This is a genomic window from Pseudanabaena minima str. Chao 2107, from assembly GCF_051131155.1.
GTDB classification, from domain to species: Bacteria; Cyanobacteriota; Cyanobacteriia; order Pseudanabaenales; family Pseudanabaenaceae; genus Pseudanabaena; species Pseudanabaena minima.
The window spans coordinates 2,550,760-2,576,204 of sequence record NZ_CP159508.1 but is presented as its reverse complement, the minus strand read 5'-3'; the positions used below and the strand labels follow the sequence as shown (position 1 = coordinate 2,576,204).

Annotated in this window: 15 protein-coding genes; 12 read left to right on the top strand and 3 right to left on the bottom strand. The window is 41.6% G+C overall.

Annotated features, from left to right (window positions below; translation table 11 throughout):
- Positions 1 to 188: 188 nt before the first annotated feature.
- On the bottom strand, positions 189 to 1,355 hold the full coding sequence (purT, locus tag ABM313_RS11665; RefSeq protein ID WP_434688171.1) for a formate-dependent phosphoribosylglycinamide formyltransferase: 1,167 nt from the start codon (positions 1,353 to 1,355) through the stop codon (positions 189 to 191).
- A 233-nt stretch (positions 1,356 to 1,588) separates the two neighbouring features.
- On the opposite strand from purT, the gene ruvC reads away from it, so the two are divergent.
- Positions 1,589 to 2,056, top strand: coding sequence for a crossover junction endodeoxyribonuclease RuvC (gene ruvC / locus ABM313_RS11660; RefSeq protein WP_094529838.1), 468 nt, complete (start codon positions 1,589 to 1,591; stop codon positions 2,054 to 2,056).
- A 256-nt stretch (positions 2,057 to 2,312) separates the two neighbouring features.
- Here the strand turns inward: ruvC and ABM313_RS11655 are convergent, their stop codons facing one another.
- Both ABM313_RS11655 and ABM313_RS11650 read right to left on the bottom strand, forming a co-directional pair.
- Complete coding sequence (locus ABM313_RS11655) at positions 2,313 to 7,178, bottom strand: nSTAND1 domain-containing NTPase (protein ID WP_434688169.1); 4,866 nt, start codon at positions 7,176 to 7,178, stop codon at positions 2,313 to 2,315.
- Between the two features lie 195 nt (positions 7,179 to 7,373).
- Positions 7,374 to 8,732, bottom strand: coding sequence for an ATP-binding protein (locus ABM313_RS11650; RefSeq protein ID WP_434688167.1), 1,359 nt, complete (start codon positions 8,730 to 8,732; stop codon positions 7,374 to 7,376).
- Between the two features lie 625 nt (positions 8,733 to 9,357).
- Here ABM313_RS11650 and ABM313_RS11645 point away from each other — a divergent pair.
- From ABM313_RS11645 to ABM313_RS11595, 11 genes are all read left to right on the top strand, one after another.
- On the top strand, positions 9,358 to 15,624 hold the full coding sequence (locus ABM313_RS11645; RefSeq protein WP_434688166.1) for an AAA family ATPase: 6,267 nt from the start codon (positions 9,358 to 9,360) through the stop codon (positions 15,622 to 15,624).
- Between the two features lie 134 nt (positions 15,625 to 15,758).
- On the top strand, positions 15,759 to 16,088 hold the full coding sequence (locus ABM313_RS11640; protein ID WP_434688164.1) for a hypothetical protein: 330 nt from the start codon (positions 15,759 to 15,761) through the stop codon (positions 16,086 to 16,088).
- Positions 16,076 to 16,582, top strand: a complete 507-nt coding sequence (locus ABM313_RS11635) for a sensor histidine kinase (protein ID WP_434688162.1) — start codon at positions 16,076 to 16,078, stop codon at positions 16,580 to 16,582. Before ABM313_RS11640 ends, ABM313_RS11635 begins: the two co-directional genes overlap by 13 nt.
- A gap of 11 nt (positions 16,583 to 16,593) precedes the next feature.
- Complete coding sequence (locus tag ABM313_RS11630; RefSeq protein ID WP_434688160.1) at positions 16,594 to 17,073, top strand: response regulator; 480 nt, start codon at positions 16,594 to 16,596, stop codon at positions 17,071 to 17,073.
- A gap of 680 nt (positions 17,074 to 17,753) precedes the next feature.
- Complete coding sequence (locus ABM313_RS11625) at positions 17,754 to 19,184, top strand: trypsin-like peptidase domain-containing protein (RefSeq protein WP_434688158.1); 1,431 nt, start codon at positions 17,754 to 17,756, stop codon at positions 19,182 to 19,184.
- A gap of 269 nt (positions 19,185 to 19,453) precedes the next feature.
- The gene (locus ABM313_RS11620; protein WP_434688156.1) at positions 19,454 to 22,123 is read left to right on the top strand and encodes a DUF3536 domain-containing protein; all 2,670 of its coding nucleotides are present in this window, start codon (positions 19,454 to 19,456) and stop codon (positions 22,121 to 22,123) included.
- A gap of 236 nt (positions 22,124 to 22,359) precedes the next feature.
- Positions 22,360 to 23,214, top strand: coding sequence for a carboxylating nicotinate-nucleotide diphosphorylase (gene nadC, locus ABM313_RS11615; RefSeq protein ID WP_434688154.1), 855 nt, complete (start codon positions 22,360 to 22,362; stop codon positions 23,212 to 23,214).
- A gap of 68 nt (positions 23,215 to 23,282) precedes the next feature.
- A complete protein-coding gene (locus ABM313_RS11610; RefSeq protein WP_434688153.1) occupies positions 23,283 to 24,149 on the top strand; it encodes a bile acid:sodium symporter family protein in 867 nt (288 codons plus the stop codon).
- Between the two features lie 116 nt (positions 24,150 to 24,265).
- On the top strand, positions 24,266 to 24,778 hold the full coding sequence (locus tag ABM313_RS11605; RefSeq protein ID WP_434688151.1) for a DUF29 domain-containing protein: 513 nt from the start codon (positions 24,266 to 24,268) through the stop codon (positions 24,776 to 24,778).
- Entirely contained in the window at positions 24,775 to 25,077 is a 303-nt protein-coding gene (locus tag ABM313_RS11600) for a DUF433 domain-containing protein (RefSeq protein WP_281007940.1), read from the top strand. The genes ABM313_RS11605 and ABM313_RS11600 overlap by 4 nt, the downstream gene beginning before the upstream one ends.
- On the top strand, positions 25,074 to 25,445 hold the full coding sequence (locus tag ABM313_RS11595) for a DUF5615 family PIN-like protein (protein WP_434688148.1): 372 nt from the start codon (positions 25,074 to 25,076) through the stop codon (positions 25,443 to 25,445). Before ABM313_RS11600 ends, ABM313_RS11595 begins: the two co-directional genes overlap by 4 nt.

The following is a 25,445-nucleotide window of genomic DNA, read 5'->3' as shown; positions in this document are numbered from 1 at the left end:
AAAAAAGTTACAAAAAACTTTTTAGCGCTCTTGATAGTGTTTTAAGATGTGTTTTGAGCCAAGACTCAAAAACACTCTGCCATTATAGCTTAAAAGCCTTGCAGATATATCAAAACCATCTCAGGTTAAGTTTTTAGATACTCCATGTATCTTCAAAATTTAATTGTGGTTATGGTGATCGCTATAACCTAATAAATAATTTGGACTTTGGCAGCGGCTTCAGTGGCTCTTTGACGGGCTTCGGTGACATCTTTGCCTTTAGCAAGAGCGACACCCATGCGACGGTAGGGACGAGAATCGGGTTTGCCAAATAAACGCAGGTCGGTATTAGGAATCGCAAGGGCTTCCGCTACGCCTGCAAAGGAAATAGTTTCGCTGGTTTCGCTAGCAAGAATGACAGCACTAGCGGACGGACTGAGTAATTCAATCGTAGGAATCGGTAATCCTAAAATTGCGCGTAAATGGATCTCAAACTCGCTGAGGTTTTGGGAGATGAGAGTCACCATGCCCGTGTCGTGAGGACGGGGTGATAGTTCCGAGAAAATTACTTCATCTTTGGTGATAAAAAATTCTACGCCGAAAATGCCTGCGCCGCCGAGTTTATCGGTGACTTTGCGGGCGATGTCCTGTGCATCTTTGACTTGTGCCGTAGTTAATCCAACAGGTTGCCATGATTCTTGATAGTCTCCTCTTTCCTGACGATGTCCGATCGCTTCACAAAATAGCGTTTCTCCTTGCCACTGACGGATGGTTAACAGAGTAATTTCGACTTCAAAATTGATAAATTCTTCAATGATGATTTTGGCAGTATCACCCCGTCCGCCCGCGATCGCATAATTCCATGCTGTTTCCAGTTCGTCAGCAGAATTGACAACGGATTGCCCCTTACCAGAGGAGGACATCACGGGTTTAATTACATTTGGGAAACCAATTTCAGCAGCAACGGTTTTCAATTCGTCGAGGTTGGTGGCATAGGCATATTTGGCGGTGCGTAAGCCCAATTCATGGCTGGCTAAATCGCGAATGCGATCGCGGTTCATCGTAAAGTTAGTAGCGGCGGCTGTCGGAATGATGGTGTAACCCTGCGCTTCTAGTTCCAGCAGTTTTTCAGTACGAATCGCTTCTACTTCTGGCACAATCAGATCGGGTTGATATTTTTTGACGACGGCTTCGAGGGCTTCTCCATCTAACATGGAGATCACTTCGCGATGATCGGCAACTTGCATCGCAGGGGCATTGTCATAGCGATCAACCGCAATTACAGTATTACCGAGTTTTTGCGCGGCAATCACCACCTCTTTACCTAGTTCCCCAGCGCCAAGCAGTATGATTTTTTTCGGTAATGCGATCGCCATTGAATTCACCCAAATCTCTACAAAAGCAATGTTATATCAAAACACAAAGTGGCTACGCCACTTTGTGTTTTTAAAACCCTTACTGGGTTTGGTTTTTAATTCCCAAAAGTGTTGCTACACTTTTGGGAATGGGTATTACAGCGCTTTGCACCCAAACCAAAAGAGAGTAGCGGCGCTTTGTACTGCTATTCTCTTTTGGTTTGGGTAGACAGTTGAGTGCTAGGATTGCTTGCATGAAAATTTTAGGCATTGACCCAGGGTTAGCAATTGTCGGATTTGGCTTGATTGAGGTTGAGAAACCTGCCTCCCCAAAACTATTGGAATTTGGCACAATTGTGACCCCGAAGCAAACACCAATCGGCGATCGCCTCAAGACTATTTACGAAGATATGCATACGCTGATTGAACAGTTCCAACCGCAAGTGGTGGGAATGGAGAAGCTATTCTTTTATCGAATGGGAAACTTGGTAAATGTGGCTCAGGCTAGAGGTGTAATCGTATTAGTTCTCAATCAACACAATATTGAACCGATTGAGTTCTCACCCCCACAGATCAAGCAAGCTCTCACTGGTCATGGTAATGCGGATAAAAATGATGTGCAAGAGGCTGTTAAGCGCGAATTGAGTCTTGATGCAATTCCGCGTCCTGATGATGCGGCGGATGCGATCGCGGCAGCACTCACTTGTTGGCTAATCGCTTGATCAAGGCAAAATGTTAGGACTCACACGCAGTAGCCCTGCACTCAAGTGCGGGCTAAAAGCTCAAACCCGTTTCAACGGGTTAATTAACAGTATTCTGTAGTCCACTTCAGTGGACTTGAGCTTTTAGCCAAGAACTTGAGTTCTTGGTTTATTTGCATAAGTCCTAAATGTAAAAGTAACGTGAATTAGATATAGCCATTTGAGTCATGCGAAGCACGACTCAAATGGTGAAAAAATGTTTTACAGGCGCAAAAAATCAGCGATCGCTATAGTCATCTAGCCATGCATTACCTTGATTAATTAGGTCAGATAGATTGAGATTCCATAGCTCAATGGTGTTGCTGCCATGCCCAGAAGCAAAGCCGCGACCATCGGGGCGGAAACAGAGACTGATTGGAGTACTATCTGGACATGAGAGAGTTTGTAACTCCTTCCCATCAATACTCCAGAGCTTAATCGTATTATCACTACTTCCCGAAATAATACTCCTTCCATCAGGACTAAAACTTACCGTCCAGATCCCCGCATCATGACCTCTAAAAGTTCGCAATAAAGCGCCTTCAAGGTTCCAGAGCTTGAGCGTACTGTCGCCGCTACCAGATAGAATATATTGACCGTCAGGACTAAAGCAAACACTCCAAACAGCACCACGATGTCCACTCAGGGTTTTCAGTTCTTTCCCATCAACACTCCATAGCTTAACTGTATCGTCACCACTGCCAGAAATAATTTTTTGACCATCGGGACTAAAGCGCACTGTCCACACCGTAGACTTATGACCTTTGAGGGTGGCTAGTTCAGTACCATCAATGCTCCACAATTTAATAGATTTATCGCTACTTCCAGAGACGATTTTTTGACCATCGGAACTATAGTCTACCGTCCAGACAGCAGTACTATGTCCTGTGAAGGTTTGCAAAAGTTGATGACTATTCCCACTTATAGACCATAGAGAAATAGCACTGTCACCACTACCAACTAGGAGACTATTTCCATCGGGACTAAAACAGAGACTGAGGATGTCATTGTCGCCAACAATGGTTTGGAGTTCATTACCTTGCAGATCCCAAATTTTAATTTGATCATCAAGGCTACCTGACGCAAGTCGCAAACCATCGGGACTAAAGGCAACACTCCTTACGGCTGCGCTATGTCCAAATAATGGTTGCTGCATCCTATGTTCAAGATGCCATTGCCGCACTGTGCAATCCAGACTAGCTGAGAGCAAGGTCTTGCCATCAGGACTAAAACTGACGGAACGGATCGGATCGGTATGACCTTTAAAGATTTGTAATTCTTTGCCATGCAGATCCCAAATTTTAATGTTTTTGTCAGCGCTACCTGTAGCTAACATTGTTTCTTCAGGGCTAAAGCAAACACTGCGAATAGCACTTGAATGGGCTGAAATCGAAAAGGCTTCGACGATCGCTTTTTCACCATTGATATTCTCAATTTGCCACAGCTTGAGAATATTATCACCACTACCCGAAGCGATGAATTCACCACTGGGACTGATGCTGATGCTGCGGATGTCGGCGGTATGACCTTTAAGAGTGTAGATCAATGTGCCATCTAGACTCCAAATCATAATGTTTTTGTCCGCACCACCCGAAATGATCCATTTACCGTCAGGACTAAACAAGACAGTTCGCACATCGCCACGATGTCCGCTAATGGTCAATATTTCCGTGCCATCACGATGCCAAAGCTTAATCGTCTGATCACCACTGCCTGAGACGATCATTTCTCCATTGGGACTAAATTGTGCGCTCCAAACTGCGGCGGTATGTCCTGTAAAAGTATGTAAGCGATCGCCTTGAAGATTCCATAAAGCGAGCGTTTTGTCACTACTGCTAGAAAGAATCGTCTGTCCATCGGGGCTAAAACAAGCACTACGCACTGGGGCAGTGTGACCAACAATTTGGGTAACTTCTTGTCCATCAATCTGCCAAATTTTAATTGTTTTATCTAAGCCCCCAGTTATGATTTGTGAGCCATCGGGACTAAATTCTGCACTCCATACACCTTCTAGATGCGCTTGAATGCGATTTTTCTCTTTGATCTCATAGATGGCACGATAAATTGTACTGGTTAGCTGTAAGCGATTTTCGCTAGATATTGATTCAATATCTGGTAGCCACTGTTTGCCGATCTGCATAGCTTGAGCTAGCTCATCAAGATCGACCAAATGATTAGTAAGTAGACTATTGAGACTCAAACTATCAGCGATCGCTTGAGAATTTTTGAAGGAACTCTCTAATTGACGGACGGTTTGGCGGAGTTCGCCTTGAGTCTTTTCTAGCTCTTTTTGCAGCTTTTGGATTTCTGGAGCCTGTGATTTGCGAATTACTACAGCTAAATAATCATGAACTAATTGGCAACGATTGGTTGCATTTTCAGGAATTAATACTACTAATCCAGAGCCAATCAAGATCTGGAGGACGAGTTCGATTTTGGTGATTGCGATATCTGCATCATTTTCTAGGGATTCTAGATCCATTGCAAGATTACATTCTGCATCTAATTTGCTTTGCTTGCGAACTTCACTATCAAGATGATTGAGTCCTCTTTCTAGATCTTCATAGGTTTTGAGAGGTCTAGTTCCCTTCTCATCTGTTAGTAAGTATAAAAGTAAATTAGTTAATCGATAATTCTCTCTTCCACAGTCACAAACTACATTATCCAAATATCGCTGGACAAGGGTTTCTTTAGGATTATTACCTAACTTTTGATATTGCTGGATGGTGCTAATCCGATCATGTTGTAATTGTGCTCCCACAATCTGTAACTCAATCGGACGAATTTCGTCCTGCTCATTCTTTAAGTCTTCTACTAAAATATCGATGAGTTGAGTTTCTAAATAGAATTGTGCTCTCTCCGTAAGAGTCTCAATCGTTGAATGGGCAGCGGCTGGAGAAAAATTACCCAAGGGATAGAGGACGTTTTTGCTGAGAATGTCATTGTCGATTGCACTCATGCCTTTAATGCGATTAACTTCTAAGAGGTAGTGAATGTAGTCTTCACGGAGCGATAGCACCACTTTAATTGATGATAAATATTGAAAATCGCTTAGTAATCCTCCAATAAATTCAAAGAACCGCAGGCGATCGCTAGTACTATGTTGATGAACAAAGAAAAACTCTTCAAACTGGTCAAAAATTAGGACTGTACGCAGGTTTCTTGCTTCATTCCATCGTAGTTGTTCCGTCAAGCGATCGCATAGAACATCTTTCGCCAAATCTTCGCTATAGCTCAAACTAAGTAGCGGTGCTGAAGTTAGTTTGAGTGCTTGTAACGACTCTGTTAACAGATTAATTAGTTCTTGTTCCCAACTTGTATAAACTCGAATTGAAATGGGAATTATATCGCGTCCTCCAAAGGAAGTCTGTTGCAGTGCTGGCATTAATCCTGCATTGATGAAAGAGCTTTTGCCAACCCCAGAATTACCATGCAGCACAATCATTTTGTAGCGGGGTTCACCAATGCGATTAGTCAGTTCGTCGAGGTCTCGCTTACGTCCTGAAGCATAGATTTCTGGTGAGATGATGTATTTATTGCCCTTGTCCAAAAAGCTGGAATGCTCTTCCAAACAGGATTGTAATTGTCCTGCGCCAATAAATGCACGGTATCCATAGCGCTGCTCGATCGCTAAACGTTCTTGTTTAGTTTGAAACGCTTCTAAATATTGTCCCTGAGTAAAATACAAATTGCGTAATTGATTCAAAATCCGAATGTACATGCGCGGATGTCCGCAATGATCTCTACTTTTAGCAGCGATCAAATTGGTTAGGGCTTGTTCCTGATCGCCTAGTTGAATTTGTGCCTCGGCAAGATAACACAAATACAAGCCGTATAACCAATGGGATGTTGTTGGTGCATCTTCTAAAAGGGCGATCGCTTGTTCGGCATATTCCTTAGCGGTTTCCCATTCCCCATCTTCTAGGGCAACTACTGCTAGGAATCCGTAGTCAGCCGCCAAATTACTGATATCTCCATGGGTTTGATGAATCTGGAGCGCTTTTTGAGAGATATCTTTAAGTTCTATCCATGCTTGCAAGTGATGTAAAGTACGTTGCAACTGTAGGTAGCACTGTGACATTAAATCAGGACGATTGGCTAATTGAAAGCAAGCTAAACTTCTTGCAAATAGATGTTCTACAGCTTGCCAGTTTTCCTCATGGGAATGTTTTTCTAATTTGGTGAGGTGATAGCGTCGTCGTCCAATTTGATAAAGTAGTAGTCCTTGCCGTTCTATATTTTTGACTGATTCCCAATAATTGTAACTTGCTTGCAGATGTGACAAGGATTGGGTAAAGTCTCGCGTATTCATGCCCCGAATGAAGTCTAAACCTGCTTGCAAAGATGGCGAGATTTGCTGTCCTTGACTTTGTAAATCACGTAGGGCTACATCTAGTTCTGAAAGATAAATACCGCCTAGATGGGAAATACGCCCAAGACTATGACTAGGATCGATTAAATTAGCGCTTAGTGCTAAGTGAAATAAAGCTTCAGTTCCCGATGTTAGTGATTCAATCAGATCTTCACTGGCGATCGCAAATTCAATGGTAGTTGTCCAACTCTCAAAGTCTGGAGCAACTCTAATCATCCGCTTCAATAAATCGTCATTGATCCACAATACGATGGGATACAAACAATTTTTGCGAAATTCCTCTCGGATTTGATTTAATCCCTTAACCAAAATGTCAGGGCTATCTGTTGCTTCTAGCCCAGTTAGCATTACCGCAGGTAAGTTGCCATCTCTTGTAGCAGGAGTTGACGAATGAATCGCATGATAGATTGATTTAGTTTGAGGTTCTAATCGTACTTGCCGCATTGATGTTGATGAGATTTCTGCTAATCTAGCGATCGCGCGATCGCGTAGATTGACATAATTACAACGCGCCAGTAACAGGGTGAAAGTCCCATCATAAATATCCAAGAGCAAAGATAATTCTTGCAGTGAATCTTCGATCTCAGGTGAAATATTGAAAGAATTGACTAGTTCATTTTGATAAAGATCCAGTTGTGAGGTCAATTGCTGGAGCGCTTGTTCTGCCTCGGGAGAAATATTAAATCCAGTTACATCTTCTTCTGGAGACTTAGCATAGGGAATCTGTGACATAGTTTTTGCCCTCGGCGATCGCGGATAATTGTACCAAATGTTGCTATGTCATATTAAAAAAGGATTTGGAGACCAAATCCCTACATATTTGCAAGGGTAGGGGCTTGGTTACATATTTGCAAGGGTAGGGGCTTGGTTTCCAAGCCCAAATCTCATCTTTTTACGTAACTTTTAGAGGATCTCACAAGAGAAATCCTAAGGTACGTCAAATTCTTGAGCGGTGACAAGTACAGGATTTACCTCAAACCAAGAACCATTTTCATCTTGATATTCATAAACGTACATGCTTCTAATCAAGGTTTGATAGCCAGTATCACCCACCACCTTCTTCGTACTATTCACCTGTCGCAATAGTTTCCATTCCTCATCATCTATAGAAAGAACTAACTCGTTACGACGTTTACGGATCGTATCTTCCAGAACCTCAAGGGTGACAGGTAAACCACGTTGTTTGCGGAGTGCATCATTGAGCAGGCGCATAATATTTCGCACATGACCTCCACTCGCAAAGCACAGTCGATCAAGTGTATTCATACTGTCGAAAACTTGATTAATAGCATTTAATCGCTCAGTGGGAGAGCTATCTGGTAATACCCGCGATAGAATCATTTGGCGCAAAAGTGCAATGCCTTCCTCATGGGTACTACCATCGCGGCGTACTACAGGAACCATCGGCAACACAATTGGATCGGTCATAAACCTAGCCGTGAGTGTGCCGTAATCCCTCGAAAATCTCAAAGCAAGGGGCATGGTATAAACCACATGACATTGCAATTTGCGAAGTTGCTCAGCACGATCAACAAATAAATATTCAGTTTGCGGTCTACCCCAAGGTTTTGGTGAATCGTCAACGCGATCAAGGTTATCAACGATTACAACAATGCCTTCTTTTCCTAATTTCTTGAGATCAGCGATCGCAGGTAATAGGATCTCATTATTGATTAAGTCTAGCAAACCATTGGTTTTTGGCTCCATGTAGCCGCGTAGTTTGCTCCGCATGTCAGGACTATCTTTAGTTTTAGCGGAGAGTTTACCAATGCCTAGAGATAGAGAAAACTCGCCACTGGTACTAGCCTCAATCTTGCCAACTCCTGGGACATCGGCTTCAGCAGAGAGTTCAATCTCAGTATTCAAAATCTTAACTGCCCCGTTGAGCATGGCTCGAAACCCCTTGGCTTCAGTTTTCACCTTCACCGCCTCTAGGCTCTCAACCACACGTCTAGCGATCGCAAGGAGGATATCACTGAGATCGACATCGCCCATCTCCATGTCTTGACTAGACTCAAAGTAAACGACGTGAAACCCTTCGCTTTCAAGTTGTTGCTTAAGCTGCAAGATTTCTGTAGATTTGCCACAACCGATATGTCCAGTAAATAACTGACAAGTCGGCTGTCCATCCGAAAAAAGCGAAATGTTATCCTTCAAATCTTCGACAACTTTACCGCCCCGAACCGTCGAAAAGTCAATGTAGTACTTTTTGTCTTCGGCACTATCAGCAAGTAAGGTTTTACTCGGATCAGTTGCCTTAAAAAATCTCTTGTAATCTACAGTCATAAGTCATACAATTCCTCTTTTAAGGGTATTATAAGGAATTTATGGAAGTTTTGAAAATCTAATTTGTAGTAAGTGATGTGAGGTTTAAGCAAACTCAAAGTGTAGTGTTAACAAGGCACTACTATATTTGCTGTCTTTTATGTTATCAGCTTAGTTAAGTAGATGAGCATATTAAAACCTAAAACCAAAGATTGTTCCGCCCGCGTAGCGGGCGGAACAATCTTTTCGGTTTTGAGTTTATTTATGCCTAGCTACTTATCAATTTCGATAGATCTATAGGGATCTAGCATTCAAGTACAGCACTTTGTACTTTCTCAAAACCCAAGAAAATTTTTGAAAATGTTCCTTTGTCACAATTTCAAAAATTTCTCTTACTACATAAAGCCTAGACGGGCTGTAAGTTATCTAATGGATAATCCAATGGATATGAGAGGGGTCTCTAAATAGTGTTTTATCTCTTGATCGATGACTATTAAGTAGCTAGACATAAGTAAACTAAAAACCGAGAAGTTTGTTCCGCCCGCTACGCGGGCGGAACAAAGTCTGGTTTTGGGTTTTAATTAAGTTGAGCTACTTATAAAGATCTTAGATTGGGAGCTAGTCAAATAATCAACCTTGCTGAACTATGCTGGTAAATATACCTAAATATCAAGTTGTTGAAAAGATTTACGAGAGTTCCAATTCTCAAGTTTATCGTGGTATCCGTCAACAGGATAACTTGCCAGTAATCTTAAAGGTCTTAAATACTGAGTTTCCTATATCCCAAGTTGTTGGTAGATACAAATTAGAATATGAAATTACTAGAAAGCTAGCTTCTAACTTAGTAATTCACGCCTATGATTTACTGCAATATCAAAATGGGTGGGTGATCGTATTAGAAGACATTGGAGGCAAATCTTTAGCGGAAATATTAGCTCAAAAGAAGTTGAGTCTAGTTGACTGTTTGAATTTGGCGATTCAGATCTGTGAAGGGCTTAGCGAAGTCCATAGTGCTAACATTATCCATAAGGATCTCAACCCGTCGAATATTGTCGTTAATCCAGAAACACACCAATTAAAAGTAATTGATTTTGGGATTGCCTCGGATTTAACGAAAGAGACATTAATTCTCAATCATAATCAATTACTGGAGGGGACTTTAGACTATATTTCCCCTGAACAGACAGGGAGAATGAACCGATCGCTGGATTATCGTACAGATATTTATTCGATGGGTGTGACTTTTTATCAAATGTTAACTGATCGCTTACCATTTGAGTCTAATGATCCTTTGGAATTAATTCATTACCATTTAGCTTTAGAACCGATCGCCCCACACTTAATAAATCCTCAAATCCCATTAGTCTTATCTCAAATCATCCTCAAACTACTGGCAAAAACTGCTGAGGAAAGGTATCAAAGCGCATGGGGAGTAAAAGTCGATCTAGAAAAATGTCTGTATCAGCTACAGTCAAAGGGAACCATAGAACTATTCCCATTAGCAGAACAAGATATAGCTGATCGTTTTTTGATTTCTGAAAAGATGTATGGGCGATCCCATGAGGTCGAGAGTTTATTAGCAGCCTTTGCGAGGATATCTAGCACTGAGTTGACTAACTCCACAGGCGATCGCGTCGAAATGATTTTGGTGTCGGGTTATTCGGGAATTGGGAAATCTACTTTAGTACAGGAAATCCACAAACCGATCGCTAAAAGTCGCGGCTATTTTATATCGGGTAAATTTGAGCAATATCAGCGTAATATTCCTTATTTAGCAATTATTCAAGCTTTTCAGGAATTAATCAAACAATTGCTCACTGAAAGTGTAGAGAGTTTAGAGCAGTGGCGATCCAAACTTACTGCTGCCTTAGGTTCCAACAGCCAGATGATTACGCAAGTAATTCCATCGCTAGAGATGATTATCGGTAATCAAAATGTATCTACCACAAACACAGTAAATGTCTCGGCTAGTGAAGCCCAAAATCGATTTAATCGTGTTTTCCAGAATTTTATTCGTGGTTTTGCTCAATTAGAACATCCTTTGGTGATCTTTTTAGATGATCTGCAATGGGCTGATCGCGCTTCTCTAAAATTGCTAGAGATATTAGCAACTACAGATGACCCACATGCTCTTCTGTTAATTGGAGCATATCGTGATAATGAAGTTAATGCGATGCATCCGATCAGGCAAATGATCGAAAATATTCAACGGGCTAATGGAGTGATTAATCAACTGTATCTATCAGCATTAAATCTGAGTGATATCAATCATCTTATTGCGGATACTTTGCATTGCTCAACGATAGATGCTTTGCCGTTAGCGGAATTAGTGCAACAAAAGACAGGTGGTAATCCCTTCTTTATAAACGAATTTTTGAAAACTTTACATAGTGAGGAGCTACTAAGATTTGATTATCGATCGCGGCAATGGCAATGGTTAATTGCTCAAATCGAAGATCAGAGGATTACGGATAATGTTGTAAGTCTGATGGCAGGTAAGATCCAGAAGCTGAGCGATCACACCCAGCAATTGTTGCAAATATCTGCTTGTATTGGGAATCAGTTTGACCTTGATACATTAGTGCTTGCGTCAGAGCGATCACCGATTGAAATTATTCCAGCCCTGAGAGAGTCAATCTGCGAAGGATTAATCCGACCACTTAATCCAGATTATCAATCAATTCATTATGAGATCGAATTAATCAACTGTCATCATGTGATCGCTTATAGATTTGTGCATGATCGTATTCAGCAAGCCGCCTATTCACTAATCTCTGAAGTGCATCAAGCGGTAATTCATCAAAGAATTGGTCAGCAGTTGTTGAAAAACACCTCTAGAGAGGAACTAGAATTAAAAATTTTTGATATCGTTGATCAGCTTAATCTTGGGTTAGATCTGATTTCTAGTCAAAGCGATCGCGTTCAATTAGCTCAACTCAATCTGATTGCTGCTCAAAAAGCGAAAGCTTCAATAGCTTATAGCAGCGCCTTTAACTATATCAAAACTGGCGTGGAATTGCTTTCATTGTCTAGTTGGCAAGATCAATATGAACTAGCTCTAAATCTTTATCAGCTAGCAGTTGAAGCCGCATTTCTAAATGGTGATTTTGCTCAGATGCAGAACTGGGCTGATGTTGTAGAAAATCGTAGTAAAACCTTAGTAGACAAAATTAAAGTTTATGAGATTCAAATTCAAGCTTTAGTTGCCCAAAATCAGCGATTAGAAGCGATCGCGATGGGCATAGACAAGTTAAGTCTGTTAGAAATCACTTTGCCTAACCAAACCTCACAAGCTGATGTGGGATTGGCTCTACAAAATTTTCAAGAATTCCTTGAGCTACACCCTGTTGAGTCTTTATTAGAACGACCATTAATGACCGATCAAATCGCGATCGCTTCAGTAAATATTCTTTTAAGCATTGCAGCGGCAGCTTACGGTGCTGCACCAGAATTATATATTCTCATTGTTTTACAATTAGTGAGGCTATCCATTACTAAAGGAAATGCGATCGGTTCTGCTTATGGATATTCTGCTTGTGGAATAATTCTCTGTGGACTGATGAACCGCATGGAACTGGGCTATCAGTTTGGTCAATTAGCCTTACGATTACTAGATCGATTTGAATCCCAAGAATTAAGGGCAAAGACTTTAGTCATAGTTAATGTATTTATCACTCATTGGAAATATCATATCCAAGAAACTCTCCAACCTTTATTGAATGCTTATATTATTGGCGTAGAAACAGGTGATTTGGAATTTGGTGCTTACGGATTATGTTTACATAGTCAATATCTCTATTTCATGGGGCGAGAGTTAAATAGTCTAGATCAAGAAATATCAGGATATGAAACTTTACTCAGTCAACTAAAACAACAAACAACTCTCAATTGGCTATATATCTATCACCAAAATATTTTAAATCTGATTGGAAGAGCCGCAGATCCTTGTCATTTAGTTGGAGAAGTCTACAACATTGAAGCGATGCTGCCAATACATATACAGAAAGGAGATCGCATTGCTATACATATGTTGTATTTCCATCAGTTAGTACTTTGCTATCTATTTGAAAACTATAACCTCGCCATTGATCATGCTGTTCAAGTCAGACTGTATGAGGACGCAGCCATTGGTGTAAGAGCTTATGCAGTTTTCTACTTTTATGAATCTCTGGCGAATTTAGCAGTTTATGCCCATTTGGCGATCGCTGATCAACAGCAAGCTATGGCTAAAGTCGAGGCTAACCTCGAAAGAATCCAGTCTTGGGCGGAACATGCACCGATGAATTTTCGGCATCAACAGCATTTAATCGAAGCAGAACGACACCGAGTATTTGGACAAGTATTAGCAGCGATGGAAGTCTATGACTTAGCTATTGATCAAGCTAGAGAAAATGGCTATATCCAAGATCAAGCATTAGCAAATGAACTTGCGGCGAAGTTTTATTTGGAACAAAATCGTCTAACGATTGCTAGAGCCTATATGCGAGAAGCAAGGTATTACTATTTACAGTGGGGTGCATTAGCGAAAGTACAACATTTAGAAAATCAATATCCTATTCTCTTGGCGAATCGTCTAGCTGATATGCGTCCCAGAAAAAGATTGCAAAAAAATTCGATTTCTACACAATCATCTTCAAATAGTTTACATACCCTCGATCTAGAAGCCGTAATCAGAGCTTCTCAAGCGATCGCTAGCGAAATTAAGCTTGATCAACTTCTCTCAACTTTAATGTCTATTTTAGTTGAGAACGCAGGAGCGCAAACGGGTTATTTGCTATTACCTAAAAATTTATCTAATTCCTTAAGTAGTAGTGATCCTGATTTAAGGATAGTTGATGCTTCGCACAGCCTATCCTTAAATCAGGATCAATGGATGATTGAAGGAATTAAGACAATTAACGATGATCACGTAGTGGTAATGCAGTCAATTCCTATGGATGCTACTTCCATTGATGGAAACTTTTATGTGCCACACTCTTTAGTGAATTATGTTGCGCGTACCCAAGAGAGTATCGTGCTGCATAATGCTTCCCAATCTGGAGATTTTCAAAATGATCCTTGGATTGTTCAGCACCACTCAAAATCATTGCTATGTATGCCCCTACTAAATCAGGGACGTATGACCGCCATTGTGCTTTTAGAAAATAGTCTTGTCACTGATGCATTTACACCTGAGCATATCGAAATTCTCAATTTACTCTCCGCTCAAGCTGCTATTTCTATTGTCAAGGCGAGACTGCTTCAGCAACAAGAAGAACTCAATCAATCTTTGCAAGCAGAAATTGCTGATCGTCAGTTAGCCGAAAAAGAACGCGATCGCCTAATTGCAATTATTCAAGCATCTACAGATATTATTGGCATGACATCACCACAGGGAAAAGTAATATGGAATAACACGCAGGCTAATAAAGTTCAAGGATTGCCTCTTGATGCCGATGTATCTGACCTAACAATATCGACCTATCATCCCCAATGGGCGCTAGAGATTATTCAAAATCAGGGCATACCTACCGCAGTTCAAAAGGGAACATGGTTAGGCGAGACAGCTTTGTTAACCCATGAAGGTAATGAAATTCCAGTTTCTCAAATGATTATTGCCCACAAATCTGCCCAAGGTGATTTAGAATATATTTCCACGATTATGCGGGATATCAGTGAAGCTAAAGAAAGGGAAGCTGCACTTAAGCGATCGGAGATGACATTACAAAACCTAATTTTAGGTACTGCGGCTGTTACAGGTGAGGACTTTTTTCCTGCTCTAGTTAGACATATTGCCGAAGCATTGCATGTGAAGTATGCAGTAGTTACTAAGCTAATTGGTGAAGAACTTTATTCCTTAGCATTGTGGTCCGATGGCACTATGCAACAAGCAATTAGTTATTTGCCTGCGCGAACTCCCTGCGAACTTACCTTAGAGCGTGGAGAATTTGTCTGCCATAGTTTATTACAAGAGATATTTCCAGGGAATTCATTCTTAGGAATGCTGCAAGCAGATAGCTATATGGGAATTGTGCTCAAAGATGAGCATGAAAATGCGATCGGTAATCTTTGTATTCTTGATGTAAAACCGTTGCAGGATGTTGAACGAGCCAGAAATATTTTGCAAGTATTTGCAGCTAGAGCTGCGGCTGAGCTACAACGCAAAGCTGCTAGTGAGGCTCTGTATCAACTTAATCAGTCTCTGGAATCTAGAGTGAATCAGCGCACTGCTCAACTAGAAGCAGCCAATAAGGAATTAGAATCTTTCTCCTATTCAGTTTCCCATGATCTCCGCGCCCCGTTACGGGCGATCGATGGATTTTCGAGGATTTTACAGGAAGACTACCGCGATCTTTTTGATGCAGAAGGTAAGCGTTATCTCCAAATTGTTCGTGACAATGCTAAACGGATGGGGGAATTAATTGATGATCTTTTAAACCTATCACGCTGTAATCGCAAGGAACTTTCGCGACGATTAATCTTAATAAATAATCTGATTCAACAAATATTAATTGACTTTGAATCGGAGATCGCAGCACGTCAAATAAAGTTTATTATTGCTGATGTACCTAATTGTGAGGCTGATCGTTCTTTGCTAACTCAAGTTTGGATTAACTTGATTTCCAATGCGATCAAATATACAGGCAAAATTGAAGATGCCCGCATTGAAATTGGCTGGCAAATCATTGATCATGAAAATGTATATTTTATCCGTGATAATGGGGCTGGGTTTGATATGAAGTATGCTGATAAATTATTTGGTGTATTTCAGCGAATGCACCTTGAAAAAGATTTTGAAGGCACTGGGATTGGACTAGCGATCGCCCAACGCATTATTCAAAGACATGGTGGCAAAATTTGGGCTGAGTCTAAAGTTAATGAAGGTGCAACTTTTTATTTCACCATACCTAATCAATCACCAAATTATTTGTAAAATCTGTAAGCGGTAAATAACTATAAACAAATGTTTTGTGTGTAGATGCCTTTGCTGACTACACACAAAACATTTGTTTAGTTAATCTTAGTTTCGTTATTTGATTCAGGACACTATATTCAATGGCTTAAATAATGGACTTTATCAAAGTATTAGGGTCAAAAGTGCGATCGCGTCGTCAGCTTGTGGGTTTAGTTTTGCTGCTGATGATGGGATTTATTGGTAACTATTGTCGATGGACATTGTTTTTTGATATTGACTTTATATTTGGTTCGATCGCAGTTTGGATTGTTGTTTGTTTGTACGGTACAAGCTGGGGGACTTTGGCTGGATTGATCGCTGGGTTATGTACCTACGTGATCTGGAAGCATCCTTATACTGTGATTACTTTCACGCTTGAAGCTCTATTTGTGGGGTGGCTATTTCATCGCCAACAAAGTCATCATCGCGCATGGGCATTCTAATTGATGACTTACTTAATCTTGCACGCCTCAATCGTAAAGAAATATCAAAGCAAACTATTTTTCCGAAATATCTTATTGATCATCTGCTCAATGACTTGCGTCCTAGTTGGGGCGAAAGTGTGATCGAATTTGCGATCGCTGATTTACCACCACATCAAGCTGATCTGTCTCTATTTACTCAAGTTTGGATCAATCTCCTGAGCAATGCTATCAAATACACCAGCAAAATTGACCATGCTTATATTGAGGTTGGTTCTATGGTCATAAATTCGGAAATAGTGTACTTTATTCGTGATAATGGAGCTGGGTTTGATATGCGATATGCCGATAAATTATTTGGAGTGTTTCATCGGATGCACCTCGACGATGAATTTGAAGGCACTGGTATCGGACTAGCGATCGTGCAACGGATCATTCACAGACATGGTGGTCGAATCTGGGCTGAAGCAGCGATTAATCAAGGGGCAACCTTTTATTTCACAATTCCCGATTAATGTACTAATCAATGACAGACCAACCTTCCGAACAATTTTATGAGCAGGTTTCTGATCAAAAAGTTTTTATTTTGCTAGTTGAAGACAATCCTGCTGATGCAGAATTAGCAATTCGAGCCTTGCGTCGGGGGCGGATTAGCAATCAAATTCAACTATTAAAAGATGGTGCAGAAGCGCTGGATTTCATTTTTTGTCGAGGCGATTATGCCCATCGCACAATCACTGACTACCCTAAAATGATCTTGCTGGATTTAAAGCTTCCCAAAGTTAGTGGATTAGAGGTTTTGCAACAGCTTAAATCCGACCCACGCACGCAGATGATTCCTGTTGTGGTACTAACTTCTTCGGCACAAGATAGCGATGTACTCGAAAGCTATAAACTCGGTGTCAATAGTTATATTGTAAAGCCCGTAGATTTTGAGCAATTTAACAAAGCGGTCGAACAACTAGGATTTTATTGGGTGCTAATCAATCGTTCTCCCTATGCCTAGATGTATAGCAAATAAAAGTGTCGAAGCGAAGCTTCGACACTTTTATTTGCTATATCAAGAAGCTTGTATTTTACCTATGTAGCAATTTTATAGCTGTCGCCAAGTGTATTAGGACATAAAACCCAAGAGGCGAATGGCGGCGCGAAGCGCCGCCATTCGCCTCTTGGGTTTTGCTTGTGTTTTAACACAAGTGACTGTAGCTATAAGTACCTGTGCAAAATAAATTACCAAAACCCGTAGAGTTGCGCCCATGCGGGGCGCAACTCTACGGGTTTTGGTTTGTAATTAATTATGTCTACTCCCTTCCCACTCAAGCAATATACATTAAACCCAATAATTAGACATTGCGGCGCGAAGCGCCGCAATGTCTAATTATTGGGTGGGAAGGGAGTAGCTACTTAAGTACGAATTAAAGCAACATTAGCTAACCAAAATACTTCTAATATTACGTCAGTTAGACGAAAGCTGAAAATAGTAAGAATCGCTTGATGATTCTTACTATTTTCAGCCATATGCGGCGTGCTTAGCACGCCGCATATGGCTATATCGAACTCACGCTATTATTGACAGGACTGACGCAGTAGCCCTGCGCTCCAGTTCTTGGTTTATTTGCTTACGGTAAGATTAAAGAATTAGTTTTTTAATGGCGCAGTTTTGCCGCGCCACTAAAAAACTGGTTAATGATCGCGACTGAGGATAGTTTTGTGAAAAAAGGATTAATTAAATTTTTGGCAACTAGCCTAATACTATGCGGTGGGATCAGCACGATCGCTACTTTTCCTTTGGTCACACCGTCACCTGTACAAGCCCAAGATGAAGATACAAATATTCGTGTCTATAAATTAGCTAGCCCTGCCGTCGTCTCGATTCAGTCACGTAGTGGTAACGGCAGTGGCTCAATTATTGACCCCAAGGGTTTGGTTTTGACTAATGCCCATGTGGTACGTGGTGCAACTACAGTAAATGTGATCCTCAGTGATAAGCGTCAATTTCGTGGGGTGGTAATTGCTAGTAGTCGCAATCCTGATCTTGCGGTGATCAGACTGGAGGGAGTAACCACAAATTTACCCACAATTCAGATTGCATCTTCCAGTGGCATTCAAGTGGGGCAAAGGGCTTTTGCGATCGGTAATCCCTTCGGACGGTTTGCGGGGACATTGACCACAGGGATCATTAGTCGCATCGATCGCGATCGCAAATTATTACAAACCGATGCGGCTTTAAATCCCGGAAATTCGGGAGGTCCATTGCTGAATAGTCGTGCCGAACTGGTGGGTGTAAATACGGCAATTTTTACAACTAGTTCTGCCAATAGTGGCATTGGATTAGCGATCGAAGCTGATACGGTTAAGCAGTTTATTGCCGCAGTTCGTCAAGGGACGATCGCCAATAATCCTACACCTGCGATCGCGGCTCCCAATGTCCTTACTCTGGATGGCAATGCTATTTCTGCGGTCTTAACGACTTCAGACAGAACCTTACCCGATGGCAGCTATTTCAAAGCCTATCAATTTCAAGGTCAAGCGGGACAATCAGTGGTGATCGAGATGCGTGCTAACGGGATCGATCCCTATTTAGTCCTATTTGATGCCGCTGGGCGTAAAGTTGCTGAAGATGATGATGGTGGTGGTGGTAAAAATGCGCGTATTGCTATCACTTTGCCAACTACAGGTAAATATACTCTCTATGCCAACTCCTATGAAGTAGGACAAACAGGCTCCTTTACGATCGCAGGTAGGCTGAGCAATAACTTTACTTCTCAATCTTCAATTGACCCAAGCGATCGGCGGATCATCTTGCAAAAAAATGGAGTTTTAGGAACACAGAGTCGAGTTTTCGCTAGGGATGGCAGCCTCTTTGATACTTTTAGTTTTAATGGTCAAGCAGGACAAGTAGTCCAGATTGAACTGGTCAGTTCCGATTTTCATCCCTATTTAGTCCTATTTGCACCAGATAGTAGGGTACTGCAAGAAAACAACGGTTTACCGAGTCGGAAGAATGCATCGATGACTCTCGAATTACCACTTACAGGAACCTATCGCACAATTGTCAATGCTTTTGATCGCACGGGCAAAGGTGCATACAAGCTAATCGTCAAAAGACTTGATTAACTCACCTTACGCAGAACGAAGATCTGCCCTCATCCCCCAGCCCCTTCTCCCAGATAGGGAGAAGGGGAGCAAGAAAGTTTAGATTTTTCTTGTTCCCCTCGCCCTTTTTGGGAGAGGGGCTAGGGGATGAGGGTCTTATAAACTTCCACGTAACATGTGCGGTTAGACCTAAAGGTCTAACTTCTAAAACTTTTCGATAATCCCTTGCGAACCACCGAGAAAATCTGCCAAGATGTAGTAAATGTCGTTTGCTTTAAGGGAAGATTTGCGTGACTGTTGCTGTTTCTGTTTCTTCGCCTAATGTCCAGATTCCGACCGATTCGGGAATTTATATTACGATTCACGGTCACTTTTATCAGCCTCCGCGTGAAAATCCTTACCTAAATGCGATCGAGCGGCAAGAAAGCGCAGCTCCTTTTCATGACTGGAATGCGCGGATTCACCATGAATGCTATCGCCCCAATGCATTCTCACGGATTGAACGTTATGACGGCAAGATCGTCAAGATTGTCAATAACTACGAGTACATGAGTTTCAACATGGGACCAACGTTGCTCTCATGGATGGAGTTTTACGATCGCGATACCTATCAAGCCATTTTAGATGCCGATAAACGCAGTGCCGAGCGCCTTAATGGTCATGGGAATGCGATCGCCCAAGTCTATAACCACATCATCATGCCCTTGGCAAATTGGCGCGACAAATTGACGCAGATTCGATGGGGCAAGGAAGACTTTAAGGCAAGGTTTGGACGCGAAACTGAAGGGATGTGGCTTGCCGAGACAGCCGTTGACTATGAAACCCTAGAAGCTCTAGTTCTAGAAGGGATCAAGTTTATTATCCTTGCACCATCACAGGCTCAGCGCTGTCGTCCCATGCCCACAAAAGACAATCCCAATCCTGCATGGGAAGAGGTAGGTGGAGCGCAGATTGATCCCAATCGTCCTTATCGTTGCTATTTGCGTCGCCATAATACCAATAGTAGTAATGTGTCAGAACTGGGACAGTTCCATTTACCTGCGGATACTGATGCTTATATTGATATATTTTTCTATGATGGTCCCATTTCTCGTGATATGGGATTTGGGGATCTTTTAGGAAGTTCTCATAATTTTGCTAAACGTCTTAGTCAAGCCGTGCGTGGGGATCACCGTCCGCATCAGCTTGTTTCTGTAGCAACCGATGGTGAAACCTTTGGGCATCATAAACACTTTACAGAAAAAACTCTTTCTTATGCCTTTGTCGAAGAATTTCCCAGACGTGGTTGGAATGTAACTAATTACGCTCATTATTTGAGTCTGTTTCCGCCACAGTGGGAAACGGAACTAAAATCTGTAACTGCTTGGAGTTGCGCCCACGGTGTTGATCGCTGGCAGGGAGGTTGCTCCTGTGGTGGTGAAGGCACAAACTATCAACTACTATGGCGGCGACCACTCAGGGATAGTCTCAATTGGTTGCGCGATCGCATGGCAACGGTATATGTGGATATTGGGCGCAAATATTTTAATGATCCTTGGGAAGCCCGCGATCGCTATATTGACGTGCTGAAATATTCATTACGCGATGGACTTGCCGAACATTCGCCCATTTTAGAAAAGTTTTTTGAGGAGCAATGTGGCAATAAAGTAACGACCTCTGCTCAAAAAATCGATGCTCTGCGGCTGTTAGAAATGCAGCGTCATGCTTTGCTCATGTTTACTAGTTGTGGTTGGTTCTTTGAAGAATTGTCACGTCCTGAAACTGTGCAGATTTTGCGCTATGCCGCTAGAGCGATTGAACTAGCCGCCGATGTTGCAGGGGTCTTGCTTGAGGATGAATTTATTCATCGCATGGCAAAAGCACCTAGTAATCTGTCTGAATTTAAAGATGGCGAAGGTGTATTTCGGCATCAAGTAGCGACTAATCGAATTACCCTAGCTCAAGTGGCGGCTCAATATGCCCTGAGTTCAACTTTTGGCAATTATGCGCGATCGCAGCAAATTTATTGCTATCAGATCCAACAGCAGGATTATCAACTGCAACGAATTGGCTCCATGTCCTTAGCGATCGGGCAAATTCAACTAGTTTCTGGAATTACCCAAGAATCTGTAAATTATATTTTTGCAGTGCTGCACCTCGGTGGTGATGACTTCCATTGCTGTATCCAACCCTTTACAGGAAGGCGCGAATATGAGGAGATCAAGGCAACCTTGTTTAAGGTTCTCAAACAGGCGAATACAGCAGCGGTAATTCTGGCGATGGCTAGTAACTTCAGTGGTGAGCAGTTTAATTTGCATCATCTCTTTGCAGAGGAGCGTCATCGGATTTTGCGAATGCTTGCTGATGAGACGTTAACTAGACTCGATCAACTATATGAGCAAGTTTATCGTGACAACTATGGAATTCTGATCTCCTTCCGTCGAGATGATTTACCAGTGCCGAGTGAACTGCAAGTCGCTGCGGATATTGTCTTAAATAATCGTCTCACAGAGGAACTCAAGCGCTTGGAAACAGGTGCATCCCTTCCAAATGTGGGATTAGATGCAGTGGCAATCGAGGCAATCAATCTAGGCTGTAAGTTTACCCATGAGGAAGATGCCAAAATTCTTGAAAATTATATTTTGAGACAAATTCAGCAACTTTCTCAACTTCAGGATATCGACGAAAAGTCACTCTTTAACTATCTCAATCAGATTGAGCAGTCCTTAGTGATTAGCGATCGCCTAAATCTCAAGTTAAATCTCAATCTCTCTCAAGAGGCTTTTCTCAACTATCTATCATCACGGATTGCTCCTAAATGTGTACTTGCGAGACAGATTCTCGATTTGGAATCTGTCCAGAAGCAACCAATTCACATTGAGGTAAATCTTTGTGAAAGCATTTCTAATTTGGAGCTACATCAGTTAATTGATACCGCCAGCAAATTAGGAATTGCCACTGAAGCTTGGCTTCATGACTAAATAACCATTTAAGAATTGTCTAGATCCCCCCCCAGCCCCCCTTAAAAAGGGGGGAGAATTAAATTCTTCCCCCTTTTTAAGGGGGATTGAGGGGGATCTCATAGAGCTTTTACCCCCAGAAAGTAATTCTTGAATACCTTCTAAATCATACTTTCTAAACTTTAGTAGCCTTTCATAAATAGTTTCCACAGTTTAGTAAGAAATTTTTTCTCAATCATTTAACAAATATCCAGATAATGCTCCCTCCTTTTATTGTTTTAGATCCGATCCTCGAAGACTGGCTGCGTGAAGATATTGGACGAGGCGATCGCAGTACCAGTGGTTTATTCCCCAATGGTACTGCTCCCCTTGGCAAAGCTGTATGGATTGCTAAGGCTGATGGTGTGATAGCGGGTTTACCAGTTGCCGCCAGAGTATTTCAATTGTTGGATCAATCAGTAAATTTTGTGGCGATCGCGCAGGATGGTAAGCCTGTAAAATCTGGTGACTTGATTGCGGAAATTAATGGGAGCCTTGCCACATTGCTAATGGGTGAAAGGGTTGCTTTAAATTTGGTCATGCGATTATCGGGAATTGCCAGTGCGACTGCGGAATATGTCAAGGCAATTTCTGGTACGAAAGCTCGTCTAGTTGATACTCGTAAAACCATTCCTGGGATGAGATTATTAGAAAAATATGCCACTTTTATCGGTGGAGCCATCAATCATCGCTATGGTTTAGATGATGCGGTGATGCTTAAGGATAATCACATCGCGGCGGCGGGAGGTATCACTGAAGCAGTGCAGCGTGTGCGTGGGAACATTCCATTTACAACATCAATTGAAGTGGAAACTGAGTCAATTAATCAAGTCAAAGAAGCAATGCAGCTAAATTTAGATGTGATTATGCTGGACAATATGCCATTGTCGATGATGAGTGAGGCGATCGCTTTAATTCGTCAGCATAGTCCCCAATCTAAAACCGAAGCTTCGGGCAATATTACCATTGATACGATCGCTCAGGTTGCCGAACTAGGCGTAGATTATATTTCCACTTCGGCAATGGTGACGCGATCGCATTGGCTCGATATTAGTATGCGAATTAGCTCCTAAATAATAAAGTGCCGCGCGAAGCGCGGCACTTTATTACCCCAAAAGCAATACCCATTTCATAACAAATTATGCAAGAAAGTATTTTTACGACTCTAATCTTACCCATTGCTTTAGCCTTAATCATGCTGGGGATGGGGCTATCGCTAAAGTTTGAGGATTTCCAACGGATCACCAAATATCCTAAGGCTGTGTCGGTGGGATTATTTAGTCAAATCGTGCTGTTACCAATCATTGGCTTTGTAATTACCAAAATTGTGTCAATGCCACCAGCGATCGCGGTGGGTTTGATGATCATTGCTATTGCTCCTGGGGGTGTGTCATCCAACATGATTACTTACCTCGCAGGTGGAGATGTCGCATTGTCGGTGACACTGACGGTATTCAGTAGCATTATCACCATATTCACGATTCCGATACTTGCAAATTTGGCTCTAAATCATTTTCTTGGACAGAGTGCAGCGATCGCCTTGCCTATTGGAACGACAATGGGGCAAATCTTTTTAATTACAATTATTCCCACAGCAATAGGAATGTATATACAGTACAAGCTTCCTGAGCTTGCCCGTAGTTTAGAAAAAGTTACTAGTCGCCTAGCGATCGGTTTTCTCGCTTTAATTATTCTGATTCTAGTTATCCGCGAATGGAGTCGCTTACCAGAGTTTATCTTGCAGGCAGGAGTAGGGGTGGTTTTGCTAAATTTGTTCTCAATGGCAGCAGGTTTTGCGATCAGTAAACTACTAAAGCTCAGTCCACCACAGCAAATTTGTGTAGCGATCGAAGTTGGTATTCAGAATGGAACTTTAGCGATCGCGATTACAGCAGGAATGTTGGGTAATCAAGATATGGCAATTCCTGCGGCTATTTATAGTCTGTTCATGTATATGACTGGATTTGGGGCAATTCTCTATGGCAAAAGCTTATCGAAAACTGCTTGAGTTCAAAACCCCAAATACAAGTAGCGGCGCTACTTGTATTTTGATAGAGTGCAGCGCACTCTATCAAATGTCTTAGGATTGATATACTAGGAATATTATCTACAGGAATGCAAGCTATGAGCGTTACATTCACCGACGAAGTCTTACAAACATTACCCTCAGACAATGAGGATATCTACAATCGTGACTACTGTTTGTGGGTTGAGTTGATGATGCAGTTTTTGCAGGAAGGTAAATTAACGCAACTAGATATTCCTCATCTAATAGAAGAACTTGATGATATGAGTGGGAGTCAGAGAGATGCCCTTGAAAGTAATTTAGAAATAATCTTGATGCATCTATTAAAATATTGCTTCCAGCCACAGTTGCGATCGCGTAGTTGGCTATTAACTATTTTTGAACATCGCAATCGCTTAAAAAAAGCTTTCAAGCGCAGTCCTAGTCTACATCGCTATTATCAAGAAGTATTTTCAGAGTGCTATCAAACTGCGAGGAAATTTGCCTCACTAGAAACGGGTTTACTGATGTCTGATTTTCCTGAGACTAGCCCTTTTACACCAGAACAGTTTATAGATATAGATTATTTGCCCTTAGAATTAAGCAAAGGAACAGAGAGTCCAAAATTATGACATTAACTATTGTTGATATTGGTACACTTATTGTTTGCTCTCCTGATATTTGTGGCAATCGCCCTCGTATTGCAAGAACTCGTATGACTGTTGGGCGGATTGCAACTTTGTGGCAACAGGGTTTGAATGCAGAACAAATTCAGGATGAGTATCCCCATTTGAAATTAGAGCAAATTTATGCGGCACTGGCTTACTATCATGCAAATAAAGCAGAGATTGATGCATCTTTAGCTAAAGATTTGATGGATTACGAAAACTATCGAAAAGTCTTTTCTCAAAAGCAAGAGGTTGATGCGTGACCAAAATCAGGCTTTATATGGATGAAGACATGATGGCTCATTCTTTGGTTAATGCTTTGCGAAGTCGTGGAATTGATGTCACTACTGTCTTGGAAGAAAACCGTGAGGGATTTAGCGATGAGGCTCAACTTAGATGGGCAACTCATGAAAGTCGCACAATTTGCACTGCTAATATTGCTGATTTCGTGCAGTTGCATATTCAGTTTATGGAGACAAATGAAGTCCATTCAGGAATTATTCTGATTACCCAACAGCAGTATTCTATAGGTGATTATTTGAGGGGTTTGATGAAAATTATATCTTCTAGAAAAGCTGAAGATATGGTTAATCAAATTCAATTTCTTGGAGACTATTTGAGAAACTTATAA

Excerpts from the sequence above, each read along its gene's own strand:
- ABM313_RS11605 (WP_434688151.1), top strand. The coding sequence starts at position 24,266 with ATGAGCGTTACATTCACCGACGAAGTCTTACAAACATTACCCTCAGAC.
- ABM313_RS11600 (WP_281007940.1), top strand. The coding sequence starts at position 24,775 with ATGACATTAACTATTGTTGATATTGGTACACTTATTGTTTGCTCTCCT.
- ABM313_RS11630 (WP_434688160.1), top strand. The coding sequence starts at position 16,594 with ATGACAGACCAACCTTCCGAACAATTTTATGAGCAGGTTTCTGATCAA.
- ABM313_RS11640 (WP_434688164.1), top strand. The coding sequence starts at position 15,759 with ATGGACTTTATCAAAGTATTAGGGTCAAAAGTGCGATCGCGTCGTCAG.
- ABM313_RS11625 (WP_434688158.1), top strand. The coding sequence starts at position 17,754 with ATGATCGCGACTGAGGATAGTTTTGTGAAAAAAGGATTAATTAAATTT.
- ABM313_RS11645 (WP_434688166.1), top strand. The coding sequence starts at position 9,358 with ATGCTGGTAAATATACCTAAATATCAAGTTGTTGAAAAGATTTACGAG.
- ABM313_RS11650 (WP_434688167.1), bottom strand. The coding sequence starts at position 8,732 with ATGACTGTAGATTACAAGAGATTTTTTAAGGCAACTGATCCGAGTAAA.
- nadC (WP_434688154.1), top strand. The coding sequence starts at position 22,360 with ATGCTCCCTCCTTTTATTGTTTTAGATCCGATCCTCGAAGACTGGCTG.
- ABM313_RS11610 (WP_434688153.1), top strand. The coding sequence starts at position 23,283 with ATGCAAGAAAGTATTTTTACGACTCTAATCTTACCCATTGCTTTAGCC.
- ruvC (WP_094529838.1), top strand. The coding sequence starts at position 1,589 with ATGAAAATTTTAGGCATTGACCCAGGGTTAGCAATTGTCGGATTTGGC.
- ABM313_RS11655 (WP_434688169.1), bottom strand. The coding sequence starts at position 7,178 with ATGTCACAGATTCCCTATGCTAAGTCTCCAGAAGAAGATGTAACTGGA.
- purT (WP_434688171.1), bottom strand. The coding sequence starts at position 1,355 with ATGGCGATCGCATTACCGAAAAAAATCATACTGCTTGGCGCTGGGGAA.
- ABM313_RS11635 (WP_434688162.1), top strand. The coding sequence starts at position 16,076 with ATGGGCATTCTAATTGATGACTTACTTAATCTTGCACGCCTCAATCGT.